Raw genomic sequence first — 26,090 nt, forward strand, 5'->3', positions numbered from 1 at the left:
TAACAGAATAATGGCTGATATAACTACTTCTTTAGTAAAAGAACTACGTGATCGTACTAATATTGGACTAATAAAATGTAAAAAAGCATTAATTGAAGCTAATGGAGATATTGAACTAGCAATTGATAACTTACGTAAATTAGGGCAGGCTACAGCCGATAAAAAAGCTAAAAGCTTAGCTAATCAAGGCTTAATACTAATCAAAATAGCTACAAACAGCAAATATGGTGTAATAATAGAACTAAATAGTGAAACTGATTTCGCAGTAAAAAATAAAGAATTTATACAATTTGGAGAGCAAGTAGTAACTACAGCATTAAATAAACAGATAATAAACTTAGCTGTACTAAAAGAAGAATTAGAACAGCAACGTATCGCTCTAGTCGATAAAATGGGCGAAAATATAAATATTAGTAGGTTAGGTGTTCTTAAAGGAAATATAGAAGAAGATATAATAGTTTCATACTTACATGGTACACGTATTGGTGTTATAGTATCAGCTACTACTAATAATGTCTTGTTATCAAAACAATTAGTTAAGAATATTGCTATGCATATTACTGCTATTAAACCTGAATATGTTAACGAAGATGATATCCCTAGTCATGTAATGTCTCGTGAGTATCAAATACAACTTAATATTGCTATGCAATCTAATAAGTCAGATGAAGTAACAAAAAAAATCATCGATGGTCGTATGCGTCAGTTTATCAAAAATATTTCTCTAACTCACCAAAATTTTGTTATGGATCCTAGCATTACTATACAACAGTTATTATATAACAATAAAATAATAGTAAACAAATTTATTAGATTTGAAGTTGGCGAATGATTAAAAATTAGTTCAAGTTGCAAACATAATAATAAAATTAAAAAATAAATTTAATGCAGCGCAGCATAGTTAACTAAAGGAAAAAATCATTCATGGAATTAAAACCTATATACCAACGTATAATAATAAAATTAAGTGGAGAATCTCTACTGAATGTTAGCGATAAGTTTGGAATAAACGCTAGCGCTTTAACCTATATAGCCAAGGAAATACAAACATTAGTAAAACTCCGTATTCAGATAGGCATTGTTATAGGAGGAGGCAATATATTTAGAGGTAATATATTAAATCAGATTGGTATAAATCGTGTAGTCTCTGATCATATAGGGATGCTAGCAACAATAATTAATGGTTTAGCAATCAATAATGCTCTGCAGCGTATTTATATAAAAACTAGTATTATGTCTTCAATTACTTTAGATGGTATATGTGAAAAATACAGTGTAGAAAAGGCTATAAATCTACTAGATAATAATATTGTAGTAATATTTACAGCAGGAATAGGTCATCCATTTTTTACTACTGATTCTGCTGCTTGCTTACGTGGTCTAGAAACTGAGGCAAATGTCGTACTCAAAGCTACTAAAGTAGATGGTGTTTTTTCTGAAGATCCAAAAAATAATCCAAATGCGATACTTTATGATCAATTAAGTTATCAGTATGTCATAAAGAATGAGCTAAAAATTATGGATTTAGCTGCATTTACATTAGCACGTGATCATAATTTACCTATTCGTGTATTAAATATCAATAAACAAGGGGCTTTATTTAGAGTTGTCATGGGTCATAAAGAAGGAACACTTATTACAAATAAATAAAATAATTAATGATCAATTTTTAATAAGAGTGCATAAAGTGATTAATGAAATACAAAAAAATACTGATGTACGTATGGAAAAATGCGTTGAATCATTCAAAACTAATATTAGTAAATTTCGTACAGGTCGTGCTTCTCCAAGCATTTTAGATAGGATTAAAGTAAATTACTATGGTACCATAACACCTTTACGTAAGTTAGCTAACATTGTTGCTGAAGATTCGCGTACCTTAGTTATTACTTTATTTGACCTATCACTGATTAAATTAGTAGAAAAAGCTATAATCTCTTCAGATTTAGGTCTAACCCCGTACTCATCTGGTATGGGGATTCGCTTAATATTACCTCCACTAACTGAAGAAAGACGCCGTAATCTAATAAAATTAGTTCGCGGGGAAGCAGAAAAAAGTAAGGTTTACGTACGTAATTTGCGAAGAGATGCTAACGATAAAGTAAAAACACTATTAAAAAATAAAATAATAAGTATAGATGAAGATCATAAATATCAGTCTCATATGCAAAAATTAACTGAAGTATGGATTAACAAATTAGATTGCATACTTGCTGAAAAAGAAAGAGAATTAATTAATTTTTAATTATTAAATACTACGTAGTATGAGCTAAATAAAGTATTTACTAATTTTTTTATTATATAGTTTATATATAGAAATCACACATTATCTAACTTAAATATTAATATTTAAAATATGAGGTATTTTACGATACTTGGTAGTACTGGTTCTATTGGAATCAATACATTAGCTGTGATAAAAAATAATCCTGATAAATTCACTGTACGGGCACTAGTAGCAAAAGATAATTTTTCTTTAATGACTACACAATGTTTAGTTTTTAGTCCATTATTTGTTGGAATGGCCAATGAGCTTGCAGCAAAAAAACTTAAAACTAACTTAACTAAATTTGGCCTGAATATTAAAGTCGTTTCAGGTACAAAGGCTATCTGTGAACTAGCTGCTTTAGATGAAATAGATACAGTAATGGCAGCTATTTTAGGTACTGCAGGTTTACTACCAATATTATCTGCACTACGGGCAAGTAAAAGAGTATTACTGGCTAATAAAGAATCCTTAGTGACTTGTGGTCGTATTTTTATGAATGAGGTACGTGAGCACAAAGCACAGCTACTACCAGTAGATAGTGAACATAACGCTATATTTCAGAGTTTACCTGAACAAATTCAGAGTGATTTAGGATCTATTTCCCTAACTGAATATGGTGTTTCACAGATTATTTTAACTAGTTCTGGTGGACCATTTCGTAACACTCCGATATCAGCATTAGAAAAAATGACATCAGATCAAGCTTGTGCACATCCAAATTGGTCTATGGGACGAAAAATATCAGTTGATTCAGCAACAATGATGAATAAAGGACTAGAGTATATCGAGGCACGTTGGTTGTTTAATGCATCAGCAGACCAAATAGAAGTGCTACTACATCCAGAATCTATAATTCACTCAATGGTACGCTATGTAGATGGAAGTATTATAGCGCAGCTAGGATATCCTGATATGCGCACCCCTATTGCTCATGCAATGGCATATCCAACTAGAGTATCAACAGGAGTACAAACTTTAAATTTTTTAAAAATTGGTACTCTAACTTTTGATGAACTAGACAGTGAACGTTACCCTTGTCTACAACTTGCGATAGATGCTAGTAATAGCGGACAGGCAGCAACTACCATACTAAATGCAGCTAACGAAGTAGCTGTCGCAGCTTTTTTGAATAAAAAAATTCGCTTTACTGATATTGCTGCAGTAAATAATATTGTCCTTGATAACTTAAATTTTTCAGAACCAGCTAGTATAGAGGATGTATTATTTATTGATGATCAAGCTCGTAAAAATGCTAATATCAGCATACGTTATTTACAACGCTAAAGATTAATTTATATTTATATTGAGATAAATTTTCCTACTTAACATACTATCAAACAACACCAAGCTTATTTGTTTTATTACAATAAAAATGCTATTATGAATAATATATAGCTAGCGTACAAAAACGTATGTGTTACATATGTTGAAACAAAAAACTATAATGTTTTCATTAGTACCTCAGCATGTAGCCATAATAATGGATGGTAATGGTCGCTGGGCTAAAAATCATGGAAAATTAAGAATATTTGGTCATCAGGCTGGTATTAAGTCTGTACGTCGTGCAGTGAGTTTTGCTGTTAACAATAATTTAAACTCTTTAACTTTATATGCATTTAGCAGCGAAAATTGGAATCGTCCTAACCAAGAAGTTTCAGCGCTAATGGAGCTTTTTATTTGTGCATTAGATAGCGAAGTTACCAACCTAAATAAGCATAACGTACGTTTAAAGATTATTGGTGATATTAGTCGTTTTAGTATTTCTTTACAAAAAAGTATCTTTCGTTCTGAGGAAATTACCAGCAATAATAATGGATTAAACTTAAATATTGCTGCTAACTATGGTGGACGTTGGGATATAATACAAAGTGTTAAGCAATTAGCAATTAAAGTAAAAGAAGGTATACTACTTCCTGATCAAATCGATGAACAAGAATTATGTAGTAATATGTGCATGAATGAACTAGCCCCAGTAGATTTAGTTATACGCACTGGAGGTGAACACCGTATTAGTAATTTTCTACTATGGCAGATAGCTTATTCTGAATTATTTTTTACAGATATATTATGGCCTGACTTTGACGAAGTTGTTTTTGAAGGAGCGTTAAATGCTTTTGCTAAAAGAGAACGACGCTTTGGTGGAACGATACATCAAGATTTACAACTATCGTCGTTCGATTGAGGGGGCTAATTGCTTAATTATCGTTTTATCACAGCCTGCATTCTAGTACCTATAGTCATAGGTATAATTTTTATTATTCCGCCAATAGTATTTAAGCTAATTATATTAATAGTATGTATGTTAAGTGCTTGGGAATGGGGACAATTAGCTGGATTACAGCATAGTAGCCAACGCTGTTTGTTAGTAATATTTTTTTGTTTACTAATCAATATAATTAGTTTATTAATCAATAAATGGAATATACTAAATAAGTATATTTTATGGTCATCCTTAGTATGGTGGATTACAGCATTACTGTTAGTAATATCTTACCCGCGTTCTGCTGGTGTATGGCGTAGCTATAACTGGTTGCGTTTAGTGTTTGGTGGATTTACTATCATTCCTTTTTTATTAGAGATCATACATTTACGAGACTATAATTATAATAGTGATCATTTTATAGGCTCTTGGTTATTATTATATTTAATGCTTATAGTATGGAGCGCTGATTCTGGTGCATATATATTTGGAAGTATTTTAGGTCGTCACAAGCTATCACCTAAAATTTCACCTGGTAAAACTTGGGAAGGGCTAATAAGTGGTATATTAATATCTGAAATAATTATGTTCATATTTTCTAAATATGCAAAATTACCAAGTAATTATACTCAACTTAAACTAATTATTTACTCTACAGTTGTAGCATTAGTTTCTGTTTTAGGAGATTTAACAGAAAGTATGTTTAAACGTGAAGCTGGTATTAAAGATAGTGGATATATAATTCCAGGACATGGCGGAATTTTAGATCGTATAGATAGCTTTACTTCCGCTGTTCCAGTTTTTGTTTTTCTAATAGATACTACAGGGCTTTAACACAATTTAAGTTAGCACTGGGAGAAATTATGTTCCATTTTTACTGGAATTTTGCTGCTTTTATCATTTTGCTAAGTATTTTAATTGTAGTGCATGAATTAGGTCATTTTTTTGTAGCTCGTATCTTTCGAGTGAAAGTAGAAAAATTTTCTATTGGTTTAGGACCAAAAATTTTTAGTTGGCGTAATCAACAGAATACTAATTTTATTATATCTGCGATTCCTATTGGTGGTTATGTTAAAATGTTAGATCATCATATAGATCCAGAAGCATTTAATAATAAAAAAATTTGGCAACGTGCTGCTATTATTACAGCAGGTCCAGTATGTAATATAATTTTGGCTATTATTGCCTACTGGATTGTATTTATGATAGGTATACCAAGTTATCCTCCTATAATAAGTAAGATAAATCCAAATTCTATTGTTGCTCAGGCAAAAATTAAGCCATTCATGGAAATTAAGTCAATTAATAATGTACCAACCCCTAATTGGAATTCAGTACGTTTACAGCTGATACAAAATATTGATAAACAAAAAATTAGCATAGGCATAGCACCATTTAATTCTGAAAAAATTAATAATAAAGTAATTAATTTAAATAATTTTAATTATAAGCAAAACAATAAAGATGATATTTTGTTAGCATTAGGAATTATACCTAGTGATATGCGTATAGAGCCAGTTATTGCTATAGAGCCAATTATTGATGATATAACATCAGGTACTGCTGCAGATAAAGCTGGTTTAAAAGTAGGTGATAAGATTATTAAAGTAGATGATAAAATAGTAGTTGATTGGCAAAATTTTATAATGAAGGTTAGAGATAATCCTGGTAATAAGTTAACAGTGATAATCGATCGTAAAGATAAGATAATGGAGGTAATATTAACTCCAGAAAAAAAATTACTTAACAACAATAAAGTACAAGGTTTTGCTGGCATAATACCTAAAACAATTTTTTTACCTAAAAAATATACACAATTATTATCATCAGGACCATTAAATGCACTAAATCAGGCAATTAACCAAACTAATAAGTTCATGACGTTAACCATAAGTATTTTTAGTAAATTAATATCTGGTGATATCAGATTTAATAATTTTCATGGTCCTATTTATATAGCTAAAAGTGCAGGTAGATCTGCAGAATATGGATTAATATATTACTTAATATTTTTAGCATTCATTAGTCTAAACGTTAGTATTATTAATTTATTTCCATTACCCATTTTAGATGGCGGAAATCTACTATTTTTATTAATTGAAAAGCTAAAAGGTAGACCAGTATCGCCAAAAGTACAAGAATTTAGTTATAATATAAGTGCTATGATACTAATTGTATTGATGATTTTAGCTATTTTTAATGATATAGCTAGGCTATGCTAATATGAATAAGCTAATAATAATAGTACTATTTTTTTTTAGTACCACTCTATATAGTTCTCAAAATATATTTACAATAAAAAATATTAATTTTGATGGACTTAAAAGAATTACTGTTAGTTCAGCTTTACTTATGATCCCAATAAGTGTCGGTCATAATGCAACGAATGAAGATATTGATAATACTATTCGTTCATTATTTTCTACTGGCAATTTTAATGATATTAGAGTGATACGTAATGGTTCTTCAATTACCATAAAAGTTAAAGAATGCCCAATTATTGCAAATATAACATTATCTGGTAATCAGCTATTAAATAATGATCAGTTAATACATTATTTAGATCAATATGGTATTAATTTAGGTAAAGTACTAAACAGCACTACAATTTTTCATATTGAAAAAGCATTGAATAATTTATACGACCATTATGGTAAATATAATAGTACCGTTAAGGCGGTAGTAATACCACTACAACACCAACGCGTAAACTTAAAGCTAGTATTTACTGAAGGTAAATCAGCTAAAATTAAAAAAATTAATATTATTGGTAATAAAGCCTTTTCTACTAAAGAACTTATTTCACAATTAAAATTACATGATCATGTTCCCTGGTGGAACTTTATAGGTGAAAATATATACAAAAAAATTAAGTTTGATCGCGATATAGAAACTTTGCGCAAATTTTATTTTGATCATGGTTACGCTAGATTTAAAATTAATTCTACTAACGTCCAATTAACGCCAGATAAAAATATGGTTGATATTACTATAAATATCAGAGAAGGAACACCGTATCAATTAGAAGGTACTATATTATATGGTAATTTAGCTGGTAAATATGCAGAAATTAAAAAACTAGCTACTTTCAACAAAGGAGAATTATATAGCATAACTAAAGTAAACAATATAGCAAAACAAATACAAATGTTACTAGGAAGTTATGGTTATGCATATCCTAACGTTGTAACTAAGATGGAAATAAATGAATTAAATAAAAAAGTGATACTACATATCAGAGTCGACTCAGGTATACGCTTCTATGTAAGAAATATTATTTTTAAAGGAAATTATATAACTAAAGATTTAGTATTACGTCGTGAAATTAGACAGATGGAAAGATCATGGCTAAATATGAATTTAGTAAATCAAGGTAAAAATTCTTTGAATCGTTTAGGTTACTTTGAAAAAGTAGAAATAAAAATAGACAAAATACCAGAATCATTAGATTTAGTTGATGTAGTTTATTCTGTAAAAGAGAGAAATACTGGAACTATAAGTGCTGGAATTGGCTTTGGTACCACAGATAGTGGTATCAACTTTAATTTTGGTATTCAACAAGATAATTGGCTTGGTACTGGTAACTTAGTAGGATTCAGCGGAACTAAAAATTACTATCATACATCAATGGCACTATCGATAACTGATTCTTACTTAACACTTGATGGCGTAAGCTTATCAAGTAAAATTTTTGTTAACAATTATAACTCTAATTATCAAGAGTTATCTAATTATCATAGAAAAAAATATGGTCTTTCTACTTTAATTGGCTTTCCTATAAAAGATAATCAGGCTATAAATCTAGGTTTAGATTATGTAAACAACGCTATTACTAATATTAAACCTCAGGTTGCTATATGCCGTTATTTTAACAGAAACAATATTAATACAAAAGCAATAACCAGAAATAAAAATCAAGATGAATTAGATTTTTATGCTGATGATTTATTTTTTAATATAATTTGGGAATATAACAAATTAAATAGGAAAAATTTTCCTACTATTGGATCGCGTCTTACTGTATCGAATAAAATAACAGTACCTAGTTCTGATAACAAATATTATAAAATAAACTTAGATGCATGCAATTATACTTCTTTAAGTAATGATAATCACTGGGTATTATTGGAACGTGCTAGTGCTGGTTACGCTCACGGTCTATACGGTCAAGAAGTTCCTTTTTACGATAATTTTTATGCAGGTGGTTTTAGTACTATGCGTGGTTTTAGAACGAATAGTATTGGTCCTAAAGCAGCTTATTATCGTGTAAAGAACAATTCTTGTTTTATAGAAAATTCAAACGATACCATCGGAGGTAATGCAATAGCTCTTGCTAGTGCTGAACTTATTGTTCCAACACCTTTACTGAAAGATAAATACGACCATTTGGTACGTACATCATTCTTCATAGACATGAGTAATGTGTGGGATACATATTGGAAAAATACCTACTCAACTAATAATATAGCTAAAATTCCAGACTATACTAATAGTAGTAATATCCGTATTTCTAGTGGGATAGCTATACAGTGGATGTCACCACTAGGGCCAATAGTATTTTCTTATGCACAGCCTATTACAAAATATAAAAACGATAAATCAGAACAGTTTCAGTTGACTATTGGTAAAAATTGGTAATAGTACATTACTTACTATTTATTTAATAATCTAAAATTAATAATTTATTAAAATCAGGAGGTCGTATATAGTGAAAAAATGGTTATATGCAGCTAGCTTAATTTTTCTATTTTTTACCTATACTGATACCTTAGCTACAGATAGAATTGCTGTAGTTAATATATTAAGTATTTTACAGCAGTCTCCACAATTTGCTTTAGTAGCTCAACAACTAGAAAAGGAATTCCAAAACAGTATTAATGAATTAAAATTAATAGAAGAAGATCTACAAAATCAAATACAACGTTTACAACGTGATGGTTCTATTATGAAAGAAAGTGAGCGTAGCGAGCTAGAAAAATCAGTAATTCAACAGCGCGATACTTTATCAAATAAAGTTAAAAACTTTGAAAAAAATCAAAATTTTCGTCAAAGGGAAGAACGTAGTAAAATACTAAGTAGTATAAAAGATATAGTTAAAAATATTGCTAGTAAAGAAGGTTATGATGTAGTCATAGATACTAATGCTGTTGCTTACGCAAGTAATACTAAAGATATTACTGCTGATGTCCTTAAACAGGTATTATAACTTTTATATTATAAAGATAATTATTCAGTGTAACTAAGTACACTAGTTTTTTAACATAACTTTTCGATAATTTATTAGTAATATATATATTATTTACTTATTGCGTGATGCTATCTGATGATAAAAATCAGATTATATAATTAATTTTATTTGTTGTACTACCAGAATTCTTATTAAAAAAATAAGAGTATTTTGAATATGGATGATCATACTCTACATATTGAAGAGATATTAGAAATTTTGCCTCACCGCTTTCCATTCCTACTCATAGATCGTGTACTAGATTTTAAAAAATGGCAATTTATATGTGCTGTAAAAAACGTTTCGTTCAATGAGCCTTTTTTCCAAGGCCATTTTCCTGGAAAACCAATTTTTCCTGGTGTTTTAATTTTGGAAGCTATGGCGCAAGCTACTGGTATATTAGCTTTTAAAAGTGCAGGTAAACTAGCGCCAGGTGAACTATACTACTTTGCTGCTATTAATGAAGCACGTTTTAAACGTCCAGTACAGCCCGGAGATCAAATGATCTTAGAAGTTAAATTTATTAAAGAACGTCGTGGAGTAGCTCGTTTTCAAGGTGTTGCTAAAGTTGATGGAGAAGTAGCTTGCGAAGCTTTAATGATGTGTGCACGTAAACAAGAAAACTAATTTAATTATAAAAATAATTAGATCAATTATACTAATAAAAATTTTTAATTAATGTTTCAAAATAACTTTTTTTTTATAAGTTAGTCTGTTTTGTAATAAAATTCATATGATTAAATAATAAAAATATGACTCAACCACGTTTTATTCACTTACGTATACATAGCGACTATTCCATTATTGATGGATTAATAAAAGTTAGTACTTTAGTGGAAACAGCAGCATCTATGAATATGCCAGCATTAGCTTTAACAGATTGTACTAATTTTTTTGGTATCATTAAATTTTATAAATCAGCATATAGTGTAGGAATTAAGCCAATTATAGGTGCTGATTTGTTGATAAAAAGTAATACACTAGGTGATGAACTCACTGAATTAACAATTCTAACTACTAATAACTTAGGCTATCATAATTTAATAATGCTTATCTCCAAAGCATATAAGAGAGGCTATGGTACAGATGGCCCTTTTATAGATCGAGATTGGCTTATAAAATATAATGAAGGTTTAATTATTATTTCTGGAGCACGTAAAGGTGATCTTGAACAAACCTTAATGCGTGGTCAAAAAATTAAATTTAAACAGTGCTTAGCTTTCTACCAGCGCTATTTTAAAGATAGATATTATCTAGGACTTATTAGGACTGGTAGACCAGAGGAAGAACAATATATTAAATCTTCTGTAGAACTATCTAATTACTATGGATTACCGGTAGTAGCAAATAATGACGTACGTTTTATTCATAATGATGATTATCATGCACATGCCATTAAAGTTGCTATCCATGAAGGCTCTGATTTATTTTCTTCTAAAAGAAAAAATAACTATAGTTCACAACAGTATCTTCGAAGCGAACAGGATATGTGCGAATTATTTGCAGATATTCCAGAATCATTAGCTAATAGCGTAGAAATAGCTCGTAAATGTAATGTAACTATTAGACTTGATGAATATTTTTTACCAACATTTCCTATTAGTAGCAATATTTCTATTGAGGATTATTTAATTAAATCTGCAACAAAAGGGTTAGAAGATAGACTAAATTTTAGTTTTCCAGATGCTATGCAGCGCAGCAATAAGAAATTATATTATAATGAACGTTTAAATAAAGAGCTAAAAGTAATTAACAAAATGGGATTTGCAGGCTATTTTCTTATAGTTATGGAATTTATCAAATGGTCTAAAGACAATAATATACCTGTAGGACCAGGCAGAGGATCAGGATCTGGTTCTCTAGTAGCCTATGCACTTAATATAACTGATATTGATCCGCTAGTTTTTGATCTCATATTTGAGAGATTTCTAAATCCTGAACGTGTTTCTATGCCAGACTTTGATATTGATTTTTGTATGGAAAAAAGAGATATGGTCATTGACCATGTAGCACAAACTTACGGTCGTGATGCTGTATCACAGATTATTACTTTTGGTACTATGGCTGCAAAGGCTGTAATACGTGATGTTGGTAGGGTATTAGGTTACCCTTATCCATTTATTAATAGTTTAGCTAAACTAGTACCTAATGATATTGGAATTAAGCTAGAACAAGCTTTAATACTAGAACCTGAGCTACAGAAGCTATATATACTTAATGAAGATGTAAAGGTATTAATAGATATTGCGAAAAAACTAGAAGGTATGACTCGTAATGTAGGTAAACATGCAGGTGGAGTAGTAATTTCGCCAACTAAAATTACTGATTTTTCTCCGTTATACTGTGACGAACAAGGTAATTATCCAGTTACTCAATTCGATAAGAATGATGTAGAAAATGCTGGTTTAGTGAAATTTGATTTTCTAGGATTACGTACTCTAACTATCATAAACAGAACTTTAAAAATAATAAATACTAGGTACGTGCTTAATAATATCAATCCTATTAATATTCAAACTATTCCATTAGATGATAAAAAAAGCTTCAAGATGTTGCAAAGTGCAAATACTACGGCCGTATTTCAACTAGAATCAAAAGGAATGAAAGAACTTATTAAACGCCTACAACCCGACTGTTTCGAAGATATTATAGCATTAGTAGCATTGTTTCGTCCTGGCCCGCTGAAGTCTGGTATGGTAGATAATTTTATAAATCGGAAACACGGGCGTGAAGCTATTTGTTATCCAGATATAAATTGGCAACACAAATCTTTAAAGCCGGTATTAGAACCTACCTATGGCATTATTCTTTATCAGGAACAAGTTATGCAGATAGCTAGAATACTAGCAGGGTATACACTTGGTGAAGCTGACATACTACGACGCGCTATGGGAAAAAAAAATTATGCAGTAATGGTTAAGCAGAGAGCAAAATTTAAGGCAGGCGCAGAGCTTTTAGGTATTAACGGTGAGTTATCTATGAAAATATTTAATTTATTAGAAAAGTTCGCAGGATACGGTTTTAATAAATCTCACTCTGCTGCTTATGCTCTAGTTTCCTACCAAACTATGTGGCTAAAAGTACACTATCCAGCAGAATTTATGGCTGCTGCTATGACTGCAGATATAGATAATCATGAAAAAATTATTATTATTATAAATGAATGCTTACGTATGGGTATTGTAGTATTACCACCTGATATTAATAAAGGTCAGTATCATTTTCATGTTAATGAAAATAGAGAAATAATTTATGGGATGGGTGCAATAAAATGTTTAGGTAAAGCACAAATTTCTTCAATTATTGAAGAACGTAATAAAAATGGAAAATTTGTTGATTTATTTAATTTATGCAAACGTATAGATATAAAAAAACTAAACCGACGTATGCTAGAAAAGCTGATATTGTCTGGCGCTTGCGATAAACTAGGACCGCATCGTGCTGCAATTATGAAATTATTAGATCTAGCATTAAAAACAGCTGATCAATCTGCTAACTCAGATAGCAGAGGTCAGATAGATATCTTTGGGGTAAATAATATAAAAAATCAAGTATTTTTTGATCAATATTTAGGTCCAAATTTTAGACCTTGGTCGGAAACAGTTATGCTTAATGGTGAGCGGGAAACTTTAGGAATATATTTAACAGGTAATCCTATTACACAATATTTAAATGAAATTAAATATTATACTGGCGGAGTTAGTTTAAAAGACATTCATTGTCTAGAACGTGGTAAACAGGTAACAGTAGTTGGTTTGATTTTATCGTTGAAGATAAAAGTAACTAAGCAAGGTAATAAGATTTGCATATGTACTATAAATTATCTAAATGAACATTTAGATGTTATTATTTTTACCCCAATACTACAAAAATACAAAAATTTTTTACAAAAAGATACTATTGTGCTAGTAGCTGGTGAAGTTAGCGTTGATAACGTGACAGGAAGCTGTCAGTTAATTGCTATAAACATTATGGATATTAACACAGCACGTAAAAAATTTTCTTGTGGACTTGCTATATCGCTAACTAAACAACAAATTAATAAAGACTTTTTGAAAAATATTAGTTTAACTATTAAACCACATTTATCAGGAATCATTCCTGTGCATATTTATTCTAAAATAGAAAATGTACGTATACGTATGCGTTTTGGTACCAATTGGCAGGTTATGCCTACTGACGATTTACTAAATGATTTACGTCTTTTGGTAGGTCATGAACAAGTTCAACTAGAATTTGACTAATCTAATATAGACATACTATTATATATTTATGAGTATACCTTTTCTTGATTTTGAACAACCTATTGCTAATTTAGAAGCTAAAATTGAATCGCTAATATCAATAAGTCGTAAACAAAAAACATCTGATGTAAAACTCAATGAAGAAATACAGCGCTTAAGTGAGAAAAAAATAGAATTAACTAAAAAAATTTTTTCCAACTTGAGTGCATGGCAAATTACTCAATTAGCACGGCATCCGCGTAGACCATATCTGCTAGATTACATAAAGTATATTTTTTCTGACTTTGACGAATTAGCGGGAGATCGTACATATGCTAATGATAAAGCTATCGTCGGCGGATTAGCACGTATAGATAATCGCCCAGTGATGATTATTGGTCACCAGAAAGGAAGAGAAATTAAAGATAAGATACTACGTAATTTTGGTATGCCAGCACCTGAAGGTTATCGTAAAGCATTACGACTAATGAAGATAGCTGATAGATTTAGTATACCACTACTTACCTTTATCGATACTCCTGGCGCATATCCTGGTATAGGTGCGGAAGAGCGGGGGCAGTCAGAAGCAATTGCTACAAATCTACGAGAAATGTCAGGTCTAAGAGTTCCAGTAATAAGTACCGTAATAGGTGAAGGGGGATCTGGTGGTGCATTAGCCATTGGTGTAGGCGATAAGATAAATATGCTTCAGTACAGTACTTATTCAGTGATATCACCAGAAGGTTGTGCGTCTATTTTATGGAAAAACGTTGATAAAGCGCCAATAGCTGCTGAAGCTATGAGAATAAGTTCTTGGCGCCTAAAAGAACTTAAACTAATAGATAGCATTATACCTGAACCTATAGGTGGTGCTCATAGTGATGTTCCAGCTATTGCCGAATCATTAAAAAAACAAATTATTTTTGATTTAATTGAATTAGATGAGCTTAATGAAGAAGAGTTACTTACACGACGTTATGCCCGTATTATGACATATGGTTATTGTTAATTAATTACAACACAAACGCTCAATTTAATTTATTTAGTAGATATTTGTGTAGGGTATACTACGTGTAAATTAATAATAAATATCTATCATTGATATTAAAATAAATATTTAAAAGTACGAATAATGTGCCTGTAATAGCTACTTGTAGCTACTAGCTATACAAACTACCAGAATAATATATTATTGCAACTACTAATGCTTTTTATGGATTGTGTTTATTTTCAAGCTTACTAGAAGTAAGTAATACTAAATTAGTTAATATTATTGAAAGAATTAATATTAATATTTTTCAGAATTAAAGAAAATATACTGTTATCACTATTAAATTCTATTATAGAGAAATTTCTTTTGTACTGGATAACAAGCTAGCTTACTTAATATTATACATAATATTTGTTATTTATTATATTAAAAAATAAATTATGAGTACTAATCAGTAACTGATTTTACAATACTTATTAGCTATCGACGTATCTATTATATAGTTTTAGTAAACACTAATATACTTATTCACCTAATCAATATTAACTAGATATAATAAATATAATGCTTTAAGTCACACGCAAACTTACTAGGTTATGTATTATCTAGCTAGTAGCAGCATACTAATAAATATATTAGGTTTTTTAACACTTACTGATTGTACGATATCGGTAATATCTTTTCCTTTAATCTTTATATCACTAGCTTGCAGTGTTAAAAAAATAGTTATTAAAGCAACATTTTATATAAATTAATATTTATATTTTATAATATATATTTTCCAAAGTTTGGGGTGGTTCATAACCATAACCAGTCACTCAAATAGTTACTCCCTGTAAATAATAAAAAAACAACATAAATACTATAATTTTTTTTTGAAAACACTATTAAAGCATATTATTTACAGTAATATACAGTACTAAAATCAGTAGTCATAAATTATATTAATAATATAGTTTTCAATAAACATCTATATTTTTAATATTTAATATATAAAAATGTAATTTTTATTATTAGCTGATATGATCTGCCATGATTAACTTTTCTACTATGTCTATTTCCCAGCCAGCTAATGAAAGAGAATTATTATTAAGAGCTCAATCGTTAGCTGGATTTTCACTTGGAGAACTAGCTGGACATGCAAATAAAATAATACCTAATAACCTAAATAGATCTAAAGGCTGGATAGGTAAATTAATAGAAATGTATCTGGGTGCTAGCGCAGGTAATAAGCCAGAGCCAGACTTTACAGCTATTGGTGTTGAGTTAAAAACTATTCCTATTGATAATTATGGACGTCCGTTACAAACTACTTTTGTATGCGTAGCACAGCTTACAGGTAATAGTGGTATTACATGGGAAGCAAGCTATGTACGCTATAAGTTAACTAGAGTTTTGTGGATTCCAGTAGAAGGACAGCGTGAAATACCTTTATCCCAAAGGCGTATTGGTAATCCTATATTATGGAGCCCAGATGCAACAGAATTACTACAATTAAAGTCCGATTGGGAGGAACTTATGGACCTAATTGTATTAGGTAAGGTAACTAGTATTACTGCAAGCTATGGCGAAGTACTGCAACTAAGACCCAAAGCTGCTAATAATCTAGCTGTAACAACGGCTATTGATGATTTAGGTAAAATAATTAATACTATACCGCTAGGCTTTTACCTAAAAAAAACATTCACAAGTAAGTTACTATCGAGTAATTTTTTTATTTAAATTAAAATTAATATTTTTACTATTAAATAGTATGAATAAATCATATTAATATATAGATAGTTGTTATGTCATTGAGGTAGTTAGGTGATCGATAAAGATGGCTACCGCCCTAATGTTGGTATTGTAATATGTAATAGCAACGGAAAAGTATTTTGGGCAAGGAGATATAAAAGACAATCTTGGCAATTTCCCCAGGGAGGCCTTAATCAGGGGGAGACAGCTGAGCAAGCAATGTATCGTGAACTATTCGAAGAAGTAGGATTAATTAGTAACCATGTTCGTATTTTAACATCAACACGTAATTGGTTACGATATAAGCTTCCCAAACCACTTATACGCTGTAACACTAAGCCGATATGTATCGGTCAGAAGCAAAAATGGTTTTTGTTAAAACTAGTATGTCAGGATACAGAGATAAATATTAAGCGTGGGGATAAACAAGAATTTGATAAATGGCGCTGGGTTAGTTGTTGGTATCCAGTTAGTAAAGTTGTTTTCTTTAAGCGAGATGTATACCGTATAGTTATGAAAGAATTCAATAATATTATTATATTATCGAATAGATATTAACCAATTCTATCATAGCCACCAACATTATGCTTATATAATATATATAAGTTATCATATATTTATAAAACGTAATTTACTAATATAGTATTAGATTAATGGTGGTTGTAGTCAATGATATCAAAATATTTAAATTTTCCTCAATTAGACCCAGTTATTTTTTCCTTAGGTCCATTCTCTCTGCATTGGTATGGTATTATGTATATAATTGGTTTTTTATTTGCTATGTTTATGGCAATGCGCTCCATCAAAAAACCAGGTAGCTATTTGATAAAAACTGAAGTAGAAAACTTGTTATACCTATGCTTTTTAGGGTTATTTATCGGCGGTAGAATAGGTTACGTATTGTTTTACAATTTAGAAATGTGGCTGGATAATCCTATATATTTATTTAAAGTATGGGATGGTGGCATGTCATTTCATGGTGGTCTAATTGGCGTTATTACTGTAATTTTCTTGTTTACACACAGTACTAAACGTAATTTTTTTCAAGTGTCTGATTTTATAGCACCACTAGTACCATTCGGACTAGGTGTTGGCCGTTTAGGTAATTTTATTAATGGCGAGTTATGGGGAAGAGTAACAACAGATACTAGATGGGCAATGTTATTTCCAGGATCTATAGATGCAGATAAAAATCTATTAATACATAATATTAATAATCCACAATTGCAGTTAATTTTTGATAAATATGGGATGTTACCTCGTCATCCGTCACAGCTATATGAAATGATACTTGAAGGTATAGTATTATTTATAATACTTCATTGGTTTAGCTATAAGCCACGTCCAATAGGTAGTATATCTGGTTTATTTTTAATTTGTTATGGTATATTACGTATAATAGTAGAATTTTTTCGCCAGCCTGATGCTCAATTAGGATTATTATATAATATAATTAGTATGGGACAAATTCTTTCAATACCAATGATTTTTGCAGGAATAATTATTTTTTTATGGTCCTATTATCGCCTGACTTAGTTAGTATTTATGTTTAATAATTATGAAACAGTATCTAGATTTAATGCGCCTAGTTCGCACAAATGGACAATTTAAAGAAGATCGTACTAATACTGGTACATTATCTATTTTTGGTTATCAAATGCGCTTTAATCTTAACAATGGTTTTCCTTTAATTACTACTAAAAAATGCCATATAAGTTCAATAATACATGAATTATTATGGTTTATTAATGGAGATACTAATGTTAGTTATCTTAGAAAAAATAAAGTAACTATTTGGGACGAATGGACAAATGATAACGGTGATCTTGGTCCTATTTATGGACGTCAGTGGCGTGCATGGGGTACAGCAGATGGACAATACATTGATCAATTAAGTAAGGTAATCAATCAATTAAAATATAATCCAAATTCTCGTCGTATTGTTGTTTCTGCTTGGAATGTTGGAGAAATAGATAAAATGGCTTTAGCACCATGCCATGTTTTGTTTCAATTTTATGTTGCTAATGGTGTGTTATCATGTCAGCTTTATCAACGTTCCTGCGATATTTTTCTCGGTCTACCATTTAATATATCTAGTTATGCATTACTAATACATATGTTAGCGCAACAGTGCGATTTACAGCTTGGAGAGTTTATATGGACAGGGGGAGATATTCATTTGTACTGCAATCATCTTAATCAAACAGATCTACAACTAACACGTAATCCTAGATTATTACCGAAGTTAGTAATTAATAGACGCCCATCTTCACTATTTCAATATCAGTTTACGGATTTCGATTTAATTGGATATGATCCATATCCTGCTATTAAAGCACCAGTAGCAATATAACGAATCAGTATACTGGATATAAATTAAATATTGATTTTTATGTTAACTATTTATCATTCTAATAAACTAGACCTATTAAAGAATATTGCTGTTAGATTAATTTCTCAATGTAAGCTACCTGATCCATTACAGCAAGAATTAATATTAGTAAATAGCTATTGTATGGCACAGTGGATACAGATGGAATTAGCTTGTTCTTTCGATATTGCAGCTAATATTAATTTTTATTTACCTGCCAATTTTATCTGGAAAATTTATAACTGCTTGTTACCAGATTTTAATATAGAGAAACTATTATCTAAGTCAGCAATGACTTGGAGAATTATGAAAATAATGCAGCGTTTGTACAATACATCTGATTTTAATCTCATTAGAGAGTCTATAAAAGAGGATATAGATAAGCGTAAACAGTTTCATTTTGCTATAAGTGTAGCAGATTTATTTGACCAATATTTGATTTTTCGCCCAGACTGGTTAGAAATATGGCTGCATGGTAAGCAACTGGTTAATTTAGGTGATCATCAACGCTGGCAAGCTAAGTTATGGCAAGCTTTAATAGAAGATATATTTTCTACAAAAACAAAATTTTTACATTTTGATAATTTATATCAAAGTTTACTTAAAACTATTCAAAATAGTGACGCACGACGACGTCTTATAGGATTACCAGAAAGAATATTTATTTTTGGTCTTCCTTCGCTACCACCGCTATATATGAAAATAATAAATTTATTAGGTAACTATATAGACATACATTTAATGTTTATTAATCCATATCGTAACGATAGGATAAAAATAGACAGTAATACATGCCTTAAATTAAACAACCAAATAGAACCTAATATAGGTAATCCTCTATTAAAATCTTGGGGAAAATTAGGTAGAGATACTATATCTATTTTTTCTAAGCTAAAAAACGTGCATAATGTAGAAGATTTTTTAGAATTCTCCTCTGGAGAGGAATGCCTACTTAGTGTAGTACAAAGAGATATATTAGAAGACTATAGTCTTCTAAATAATAAAAAAAGATTGCTACAGCCAAAAGATAGATCTATTAGTATACATGTTTGCCATAGCCCCCAACGTGAAATAGAAGTATTGCACGATAATCTACTTTATATGATAGCAGAAAATAAAGATATTTCCCCGCGAGAAGTAATTGTTATGGTTGCTGATATTGATATTTATGCTCCTGCTATTAATGCTGTTTTCGGCAATGCAACAGAAGAACGTTATTTACCTTTTTCTATCTATGATTACAGAGTGAAAAATTTTCATCCTGTATTAAAAGTATTTCTAAGTTTACTTAAATTACCATTTAGCAGATGTACCTCTGAAGAAATTTTAGCTCTACTAGATATTCCTGCTCTAGCAGCTCGTTTCTCTATGAGTAAAAAAAATATTAATTTACTTGGTCAATGGATAGCAGAATCTGGTATTCGTTGGGGGCTAGATGACGATATGTTAAGCGATTTAATGTTCCCAGCAGCTACTGGTCAGCAGCATACTTGGCAGTTTGGTTTACATCGTATGCTATTAGGCTATGCAATGGATAAAAATAGTGGAACGTGGCAAGACATTTTACCTTATAATGAATCCAGCGGATTAATTGCTGAATTGATAGGTAAGTTAGCCGAACTATTAGTAGTATTACGCCGTTGGCGTAATTACTTGATTCAATCTCGTCCGCTTAATCAATGGCTAACCAGCGCAAGCGATATAATTAATGATTTTTTTATCTCTACCATTGATATAGAGACAGAAGCAGCTTTGACATTAGTAGTAAATCATTGGCAGCAGATGCTGCAGTTTAGTTTAGAATCAAATTATGACGAACCAGTATCTATTATTTTGTTGCATGATGAATTAACTATGCGTCTAGCTCAAGAGGGGATAAGTAAAAGTTTTTTTTTAGGAAAAATTAACTTTTGTACTATGATGCCAATGCGTTCTATTCCTTTCAAAATAGTTTGCCTATTAGGCATGAACGATGGTGTATATCCGCATACTACAATATTTCCGGTTAGTTTTGATTTAATAGCGCAGCATCCGCGACTAGGCGATAGTAATAGGCGTGATGAAGACAGATATATATTTCTTGAAGCACTGTTATCAGCTAAATATTACTTTTATATCAGTTTTATTGGCACAAAAATCCAAGATAATAGTTCTTGTTATCCATCTGTACTAGTTAGTGAACTGACTAATTATATTACACAAAGCTTTTATCTTTCTGGAGACGAACAACTGAAAGAACAAACTATAGTTAGAAATATACGTAATTACTTATGGCAATTGCATAGTCGTATGCCTTTTGCACCAGAAAATTTTATTACTGATAGCGAAAATCAGAGTTACTCTAAGGAATGGTTTTTAGCTGCTAAAGCAGCTGCTAACGTAGCTAATGCTAATAATCACTACCAAAAGCCGCAATATGCTTTTATTAGTTCACTATCTAGTATGCAAGAAGAGATAATAGTATTAGATGATTTAAAAAATTTTTACAAACATACAGTACGAACTTTTTTTCAGAAAAGGCTAGCTATTTGGTTAGATCAAGAGCAGCAATATATTATTCCTGACACTGAACCTTTTCAGATCACAGATCTTAATAATTTTAATATTAAAGAAAAAATATTAAATACACTGATTGAGAAAAACAATATAGAAATTATATACCAACAAGTACGTACTGCAGGTATGCTGTCTTATGGTGCTTTTGGCAAAATATACTGGAAAAAAGAATGTAATAGCATGATGAAGCTAGCAGCTAATATCAGATTATTTATCTTACCTAAATTTTTTAGCCAGGAAGTAAAATTAACTATTGGTAAAACTGACCTGATAGGATGGCTACCAAGAGTACAAAATAATGGTCTGCTTCGCTGGCGTCCAAGTGCAATTTATATTAATGATGGTTTACAACTATGGATAGAGCATCTTGCTTATTGCGCGATTGGTGGACATGGTGATAGCCGATTGTTTGGTACAAATGGTTATTGGCATTTCTCAGTACTGTCAGAAGAAGAAGCAAAAAATTATTTACTTACGTTAGTTAACGGTTATTGGCAAGGAATGTCAGAGCCCTTGTTGTTGCTGAATCGTTCAGGTGGAGCGTGGTTAAATCACTGTTTTAACAGAAATACTAATAATATAGATTGGAATAAACAGATTCAACAAGAAGCTAAGGATAAAATGATCCAGTCTTGGAAAGGAGATAAATTTTTTTATGGGGAAAAAAGAGATCCTTATTTGCAACTACTAATACGTAAATTAAATAAAGAGCATATAACGGCAATTATTCAGGCTGCAGAGTCTTATTTTATGCCAATATTAAAGCATAATAATATAGCATCCTATTTTTGACATGTAGGTAGGGTATTTTGACTAATAAAACCTATATATATATATTATAACTAATATATATATATTATAACTAAACCGTACTAACAGGAACATAAATGATTTGAGTATTAGATATAATATTATTAATCCAATTACTTTGCCACTTAAAAAAAATTGCTTAATTGAAGCTTCTGCTGGTACCGGAAAAACATATACTTTAGTAGTAATTTATCTAAGGTTACTACTAGGTCTAGGTCAAACCTGTGACTATTATCGTCCACTAAAAGTAACAGAAATTCTATTGGTAACATTTACTGAGACTACTACTAAAGAACTACGTAGTCGTATCCGTGATAATATTTATCGTTTACGTATATCATGTTATTGTGGTCACAGCGATGATCCATTGCTAGCAGCTTTGCTGAGTCAAATTACTAATTTAAAATTAGCTTTTAATCAATTACTAATGGCAGAACAACAAATAGATGAGGCCGCGATATTTACCATTCATGGTTTTTGCCAAAGAATGATAAATCATAGCTCAATACAATCTGGATTAATTTTTCAGCCAACATTATTAACAGATGAATTAAATTTGCTTAAGCAAGTCAGTGCGGATTTTTGGCGTCGTTATTTTTATCAATTACCAGAAAATGTTGCGCTAATAGTTCAAAAACATTGGACAAATCCTGATAATTTGTTAGCTGAACTATTACCTTACCTTTATAGCGAAGCTATAATTATATGTAGTCATCCACGAGAGAAAAATGAATCTATTATTGATCGTTATATACGTATTATTGATAATATTGATGCATTTAAACAACAGTGGTGCGCAATTGAACAAGATTTACTACCTATTATATTAAATATAAATTTAATTCATTTGCTTAAATTAGGATATAGCAATAAAAATATATTGTACTCGTGGAAAAAAATTAGCTTATGGGCAGCTAGTAGACCAACGGTAGATGATGAAATACCTAAAGAGCTAGAACTAATCAAATATGTTGTTATACAAGCAAGTAATATTATGCAAAAACACGAGTTGCAACATAATTTACTTTATAAAGCTATAGAAAATTTATTCCTTAATCCATTATCTCTAAGAGAATTTATTGTAATATTAGCTATTGAAGAGATAAGAAAATATTTAGCACAAGAAAAACAAATTAGAAATGAGATAGGATTTAACGATCTACTCATACGATTTGATAGTATTCTAACTAGTAATATTGGTAACACTGTAGCAAAGTATGTACGCAGTAAATATCCTATAGCGATAATCGATGAATTTCAGGATACTGACTCAAAGCAATACCGCATATTATCCAAGATATATGGATTGGCTACCAAATTATCAGTCCTATTTCTCATAGGAGATCCTAAACAAGCAATTTACTCATTCCGTGGCGCAGATATTTTTACTTATATGCTAGCACGTAAATTAGTAGCAGATAAATATACCCTAGAGACCAATTGGCGTTCTTCTCCTGGAATGATTAATGCAGTTAATAAACTATTTCAGTGCTTACCTAATCCATTTATTTTTAGTAAAATTACATTTAAACCTGTGGTAGCAGCATCTTGTAATGCCAATTTAAGATTTGTACTATATAATAAGCATCAACCGGCCATGCAATTATGGCTAGAAACAAGTAATGCTGTTGGAGTAATAGATTACAACAAAATAATGGCTAATCAATGCGCTACTACTATTAGTAATTGGCTAATAGCTGCATCCGCTAATTTAGCCTTTTTCGAAAATAATCAAGGAAAAAAAATATTACAAGCATCAGATATTGCTATCTTAGTACGAAACCGTAATGAGGCCGTATTAATTCGCGATGCCTTAACATTATTATCAATTTCTTCTGTTTATCTTTCTAACCTTGATAGCGTATTTAAAACAACTGAAGCACGTGAAATACTATTAATATTAGAAGCAGTTGTATCACTAGAACAAGATAATAAAAATAATAAAATCCGCTGTGCATTAACTACTCGCTTACTAGGGTGTAATGCAGAGGTAATTTATAAATTTAATTTTTATGAATTCCATCGTAAAAAATGGATAACAGAATTTAATTTCTACCGCAAAATTTGGCTAAAACACGGTATTTTGCCTATGTTATATCATCTAATCACTAGAAACCATATTGCCGAATTATTACTTGGTAGTAGCGGTGGTGAAAGATCTATAACTAATGTGCTACATTTATGTGAATTATTACAAGAAGAAGCATCTAAAAATTTAGATAATGAATATGCGTTAGTTCGTTGGCTATCTTCAAATATTAGATCTCCAAATGAAAATGAGAAAAATCAGCAACTATGGCTAGAAAGCGATAGAAATTTGGTAAAAATTATCACAGTCCATAAATCTAAAGGATTAGAGTTTCCAATAGTTATTCTACCGTTTGCTTCTAATTTTCGTAAAAAAAAATTATCTATATTTCATGATCGGAAAAAATATCAGTATTTGTTTGATATTAGCAATTCACCTAATAGTATAAAGTTAGCTGATGAAGAGCGCCTAGCTGAAGATTTACGGCTACTGTATGTTGCAGTTACTAGATCTATTTATCACTGTTGTATCAGTATTGCTCCGATATTTCACGGTAACAGAAAAAAAATTGGTACTAGCGATTTTCACAGTAGTGCTATTGGTTTTCTTATACAACAAAAACAGATTGGTAATGCAGTATTTCTACGTAGCAAATTAGAAAATCTTATGGATCGTGCAGCAGGAGATATAGGATTATTGGAAATTAACAACAATACTAAATCATTGCCTGTAGTCCAAAAAGAAGGACAAAAATATATTGATATTGCTGCTCCTATTAGCGTTAGAGTATATAAATCTAATTATTTTGATATTTGGCAAATAACTAGTTATACAGGGTTACATAAAATAAAAGAATCATCAATTTTAGATCTACACCCTAATATAGATGTAGAAACGGCTGGCGATAACCAGAAATTTAATAATAAAGAAATAAAAGAACTTACTCCACATACTTTCCCATGTGGGGCATTGGCTGGAACTTTTTTACACAGATTATTCGAAAAAATAGATTTTACTACAATCCAAATTGATAGTACTTTTTTAAGTACAGAGCTAAAAAATTACAATATAGATCAATGTTGGCTACCAATGCTAAAAAAATGGATAAAAACAATAATTACTACATCATTAAACGGTACTAAGCTATCGCTAAGTATGCTAGATCGTAGCATACTTCACGTTGAGTGGCCATTTTTACTTACAGTAAAAAATATTGTTAAGGCGCAAGAGATAGATAAATTATGTAAGCATTATGATAAGTTATCAGCGCTCTGTCCTCCGCTAGATTTTTTACCAATTAAAGGCATGCTAAAAGGTGTAATTGATCTCGTGTTCTGTTGGAAAAAACGTTATTACCTATTGGACTATAAATCAAACTGGCTTGGGGAAGCAAGTTCAGCTTATACTAAGTTATCAATAGAGCAAGCAATGATCAATAATAGATATGAACTACAATATCAGCTTTATACCCTAGCATTACACCGATATCTACGTCATAGATTATTAAATTACGATTATGAAATACATTTTGGAGGTGTTTTTTATCTTTTTGTCCGTGGTTTTGACATTGATATTCCTAATAAAAGTATTTACATTTGTAGGCCAGATAAAAATTTTATAGATAGACTAGATAAAATGTTCAATGGTTAAGTCAACTGTTAGTAAAATTAGTATGTTTAT

Annotated in this window: 18 protein-coding genes; all 18 read left to right on the forward strand. The window is 30.5% G+C overall.

What is annotated here, in order from left to right; genetic code table 11:
• Window positions 1-10: 10 nt before the first annotated feature.
• Window positions 11-832, forward strand: a complete 822-nt coding sequence (gene tsf, locus AB162_RS02300) for a translation elongation factor Ts (protein WP_053097151.1) — start codon at window positions 11-13, stop codon at window positions 830-832.
• 92 nt (window positions 833-924) lie between these two features.
• A complete protein-coding gene (gene pyrH, locus AB162_RS02305) occupies window positions 925-1,650 on the forward strand; it encodes a UMP kinase (RefSeq protein WP_053097152.1) in 726 nt (241 codons plus the stop codon).
• Between the two features lie 37 nt (window positions 1,651-1,687).
• The gene (frr, locus tag AB162_RS02310; protein WP_053097153.1) at window positions 1,688-2,245 is read left to right on the forward strand and encodes a ribosome recycling factor; all 558 of its coding nucleotides are present in this window, start codon (window positions 1,688-1,690) and stop codon (window positions 2,243-2,245) included.
• 111 nt (window positions 2,246-2,356) lie between these two features.
• Entirely contained in the window at window positions 2,357-3,553 is a 1,197-nt protein-coding gene (ispC, locus tag AB162_RS02315; RefSeq protein ID WP_053097154.1) for a 1-deoxy-D-xylulose-5-phosphate reductoisomerase, read from the forward strand.
• A gap of 139 nt (window positions 3,554-3,692) precedes the next feature.
• Complete coding sequence (gene ispU / locus AB162_RS02320) at window positions 3,693-4,451, forward strand: (2E,6E)-farnesyl-diphosphate-specific ditrans,polycis-undecaprenyl-diphosphate synthase (protein WP_053097159.1); 759 nt, start codon at window positions 3,693-3,695, stop codon at window positions 4,449-4,451.
• 9 nt (window positions 4,452-4,460) lie between these two features.
• Window positions 4,461-5,303 (forward strand): phosphatidate cytidylyltransferase, encoded by an 843-nt coding sequence (locus AB162_RS02325; protein ID WP_053097161.1) that lies wholly within the window; start codon window positions 4,461-4,463, stop codon window positions 5,301-5,303.
• A 29-nt stretch (window positions 5,304-5,332) separates the two neighbouring features.
• Window positions 5,333-6,691, forward strand: a complete 1,359-nt coding sequence (gene rseP / locus AB162_RS02330) for a sigma E protease regulator RseP (RefSeq protein ID WP_053097162.1) — start codon at window positions 5,333-5,335, stop codon at window positions 6,689-6,691.
• Between the two features lies 1 nt (window position 6,692).
• On the forward strand, window positions 6,693-9,107 hold the full coding sequence (gene bamA / locus AB162_RS02335) for an outer membrane protein assembly factor BamA (RefSeq protein ID WP_053097164.1): 2,415 nt from the start codon (window positions 6,693-6,695) through the stop codon (window positions 9,105-9,107).
• 70 nt (window positions 9,108-9,177) lie between these two features.
• Window positions 9,178-9,675 carry an OmpH family outer membrane protein gene (locus AB162_RS02340; protein ID WP_053097166.1) on the forward strand — a complete coding sequence of 166 codons (498 nt, stop codon included), beginning with the start codon at window positions 9,178-9,180 and terminating at the stop codon, window positions 9,673-9,675.
• Window positions 9,676-9,873: 198 nt separating this feature from the next.
• Window positions 9,874-10,323 carry a 3-hydroxyacyl-ACP dehydratase FabZ gene (gene fabZ / locus AB162_RS02345; RefSeq protein ID WP_053097167.1) on the forward strand — a complete coding sequence of 150 codons (450 nt, stop codon included), beginning with the start codon at window positions 9,874-9,876 and terminating at the stop codon, window positions 10,321-10,323.
• Window positions 10,324-10,448: 125 nt separating this feature from the next.
• Window positions 10,449-13,940 carry a DNA polymerase III subunit alpha gene (gene dnaE / locus AB162_RS02350; RefSeq protein WP_053097168.1) on the forward strand — a complete coding sequence of 1,164 codons (3,492 nt, stop codon included), beginning with the start codon at window positions 10,449-10,451 and terminating at the stop codon, window positions 13,938-13,940.
• A 28-nt stretch (window positions 13,941-13,968) separates the two neighbouring features.
• Entirely contained in the window at window positions 13,969-14,928 is a 960-nt protein-coding gene (gene accA, locus AB162_RS02355) for an acetyl-CoA carboxylase carboxyl transferase subunit alpha (RefSeq protein ID WP_053097170.1), read from the forward strand.
• 1,014 nt (window positions 14,929-15,942) lie between these two features.
• Window positions 15,943-16,632 carry a DNA mismatch repair endonuclease MutH gene (gene mutH / locus AB162_RS02360; protein ID WP_053097171.1) on the forward strand — a complete coding sequence of 230 codons (690 nt, stop codon included), beginning with the start codon at window positions 15,943-15,945 and terminating at the stop codon, window positions 16,630-16,632.
• 84 nt (window positions 16,633-16,716) lie between these two features.
• A complete protein-coding gene (rppH, locus tag AB162_RS02365) occupies window positions 16,717-17,202 on the forward strand; it encodes an RNA pyrophosphohydrolase (RefSeq protein ID WP_053097172.1) in 486 nt (161 codons plus the stop codon).
• Window positions 17,203-17,313: 111 nt separating this feature from the next.
• Entirely contained in the window at window positions 17,314-18,180 is an 867-nt protein-coding gene (gene lgt / locus AB162_RS02370; RefSeq protein WP_053097178.1) for a prolipoprotein diacylglyceryl transferase, read from the forward strand.
• Window positions 18,181-18,202: 22 nt separating this feature from the next.
• Entirely contained in the window at window positions 18,203-18,997 is a 795-nt protein-coding gene (gene thyA / locus AB162_RS02375; protein WP_053097180.1) for a thymidylate synthase, read from the forward strand.
• 39 nt (window positions 18,998-19,036) lie between these two features.
• Window positions 19,037-22,363 (forward strand): exodeoxyribonuclease V subunit gamma, encoded by a 3,327-nt coding sequence (gene recC, locus AB162_RS02380; RefSeq protein WP_053097182.1) that lies wholly within the window; start codon window positions 19,037-19,039, stop codon window positions 22,361-22,363.
• Between the two features lie 100 nt (window positions 22,364-22,463).
• Window positions 22,464-26,060, forward strand: a complete 3,597-nt coding sequence (gene recB, locus AB162_RS02385) for an exodeoxyribonuclease V subunit beta (protein WP_260080515.1) — start codon at window positions 22,464-22,466, stop codon at window positions 26,058-26,060.
• Window positions 26,061-26,090 lie beyond the last annotated feature (30 nt).

Source organism: Candidatus Palibaumannia cicadellinicola (assembly GCF_001269425.1).
Lineage (GTDB): Bacteria > Pseudomonadota > Gammaproteobacteria > Enterobacterales > Enterobacteriaceae > Baumannia > Baumannia cicadellinicola_A.

What these genes read in the sequence shown, in the direction of transcription:
- tsf (WP_053097151.1), top strand. Translation starts at nt 11, where the DNA reads ATGGCTGATATAACTACTTCTTTAGTAAAAGAACTACGTGATCGTACT.
- pyrH (WP_053097152.1), top strand. Translation starts at nt 925, where the DNA reads ATGGAATTAAAACCTATATACCAACGTATAATAATAAAATTAAGTGGA.
- ispC (WP_053097154.1), top strand. Translation starts at nt 2,357, where the DNA reads ATGAGGTATTTTACGATACTTGGTAGTACTGGTTCTATTGGAATCAAT.
- ispU (WP_053097159.1), top strand. Translation starts at nt 3,693, where the DNA reads ATGTTGAAACAAAAAACTATAATGTTTTCATTAGTACCTCAGCATGTA.
- rseP (WP_053097162.1), top strand. Translation starts at nt 5,333, where the DNA reads ATGTTCCATTTTTACTGGAATTTTGCTGCTTTTATCATTTTGCTAAGT.
- bamA (WP_053097164.1), top strand. Translation starts at nt 6,693, where the DNA reads ATGAATAAGCTAATAATAATAGTACTATTTTTTTTTAGTACCACTCTA.
- fabZ (WP_053097167.1), top strand. Translation starts at nt 9,874, where the DNA reads ATGGATGATCATACTCTACATATTGAAGAGATATTAGAAATTTTGCCT.
- dnaE (WP_053097168.1), top strand. Translation starts at nt 10,449, where the DNA reads ATGACTCAACCACGTTTTATTCACTTACGTATACATAGCGACTATTCC.
- accA (WP_053097170.1), top strand. Translation starts at nt 13,969, where the DNA reads ATGAGTATACCTTTTCTTGATTTTGAACAACCTATTGCTAATTTAGAA.
- mutH (WP_053097171.1), top strand. Translation starts at nt 15,943, where the DNA reads ATGATTAACTTTTCTACTATGTCTATTTCCCAGCCAGCTAATGAAAGA.
- lgt (WP_053097178.1), top strand. Translation starts at nt 17,314, where the DNA reads ATGATATCAAAATATTTAAATTTTCCTCAATTAGACCCAGTTATTTTT.
- thyA (WP_053097180.1), top strand. Translation starts at nt 18,203, where the DNA reads ATGAAACAGTATCTAGATTTAATGCGCCTAGTTCGCACAAATGGACAA.
- recC (WP_053097182.1), top strand. Translation starts at nt 19,037, where the DNA reads ATGTTAACTATTTATCATTCTAATAAACTAGACCTATTAAAGAATATT.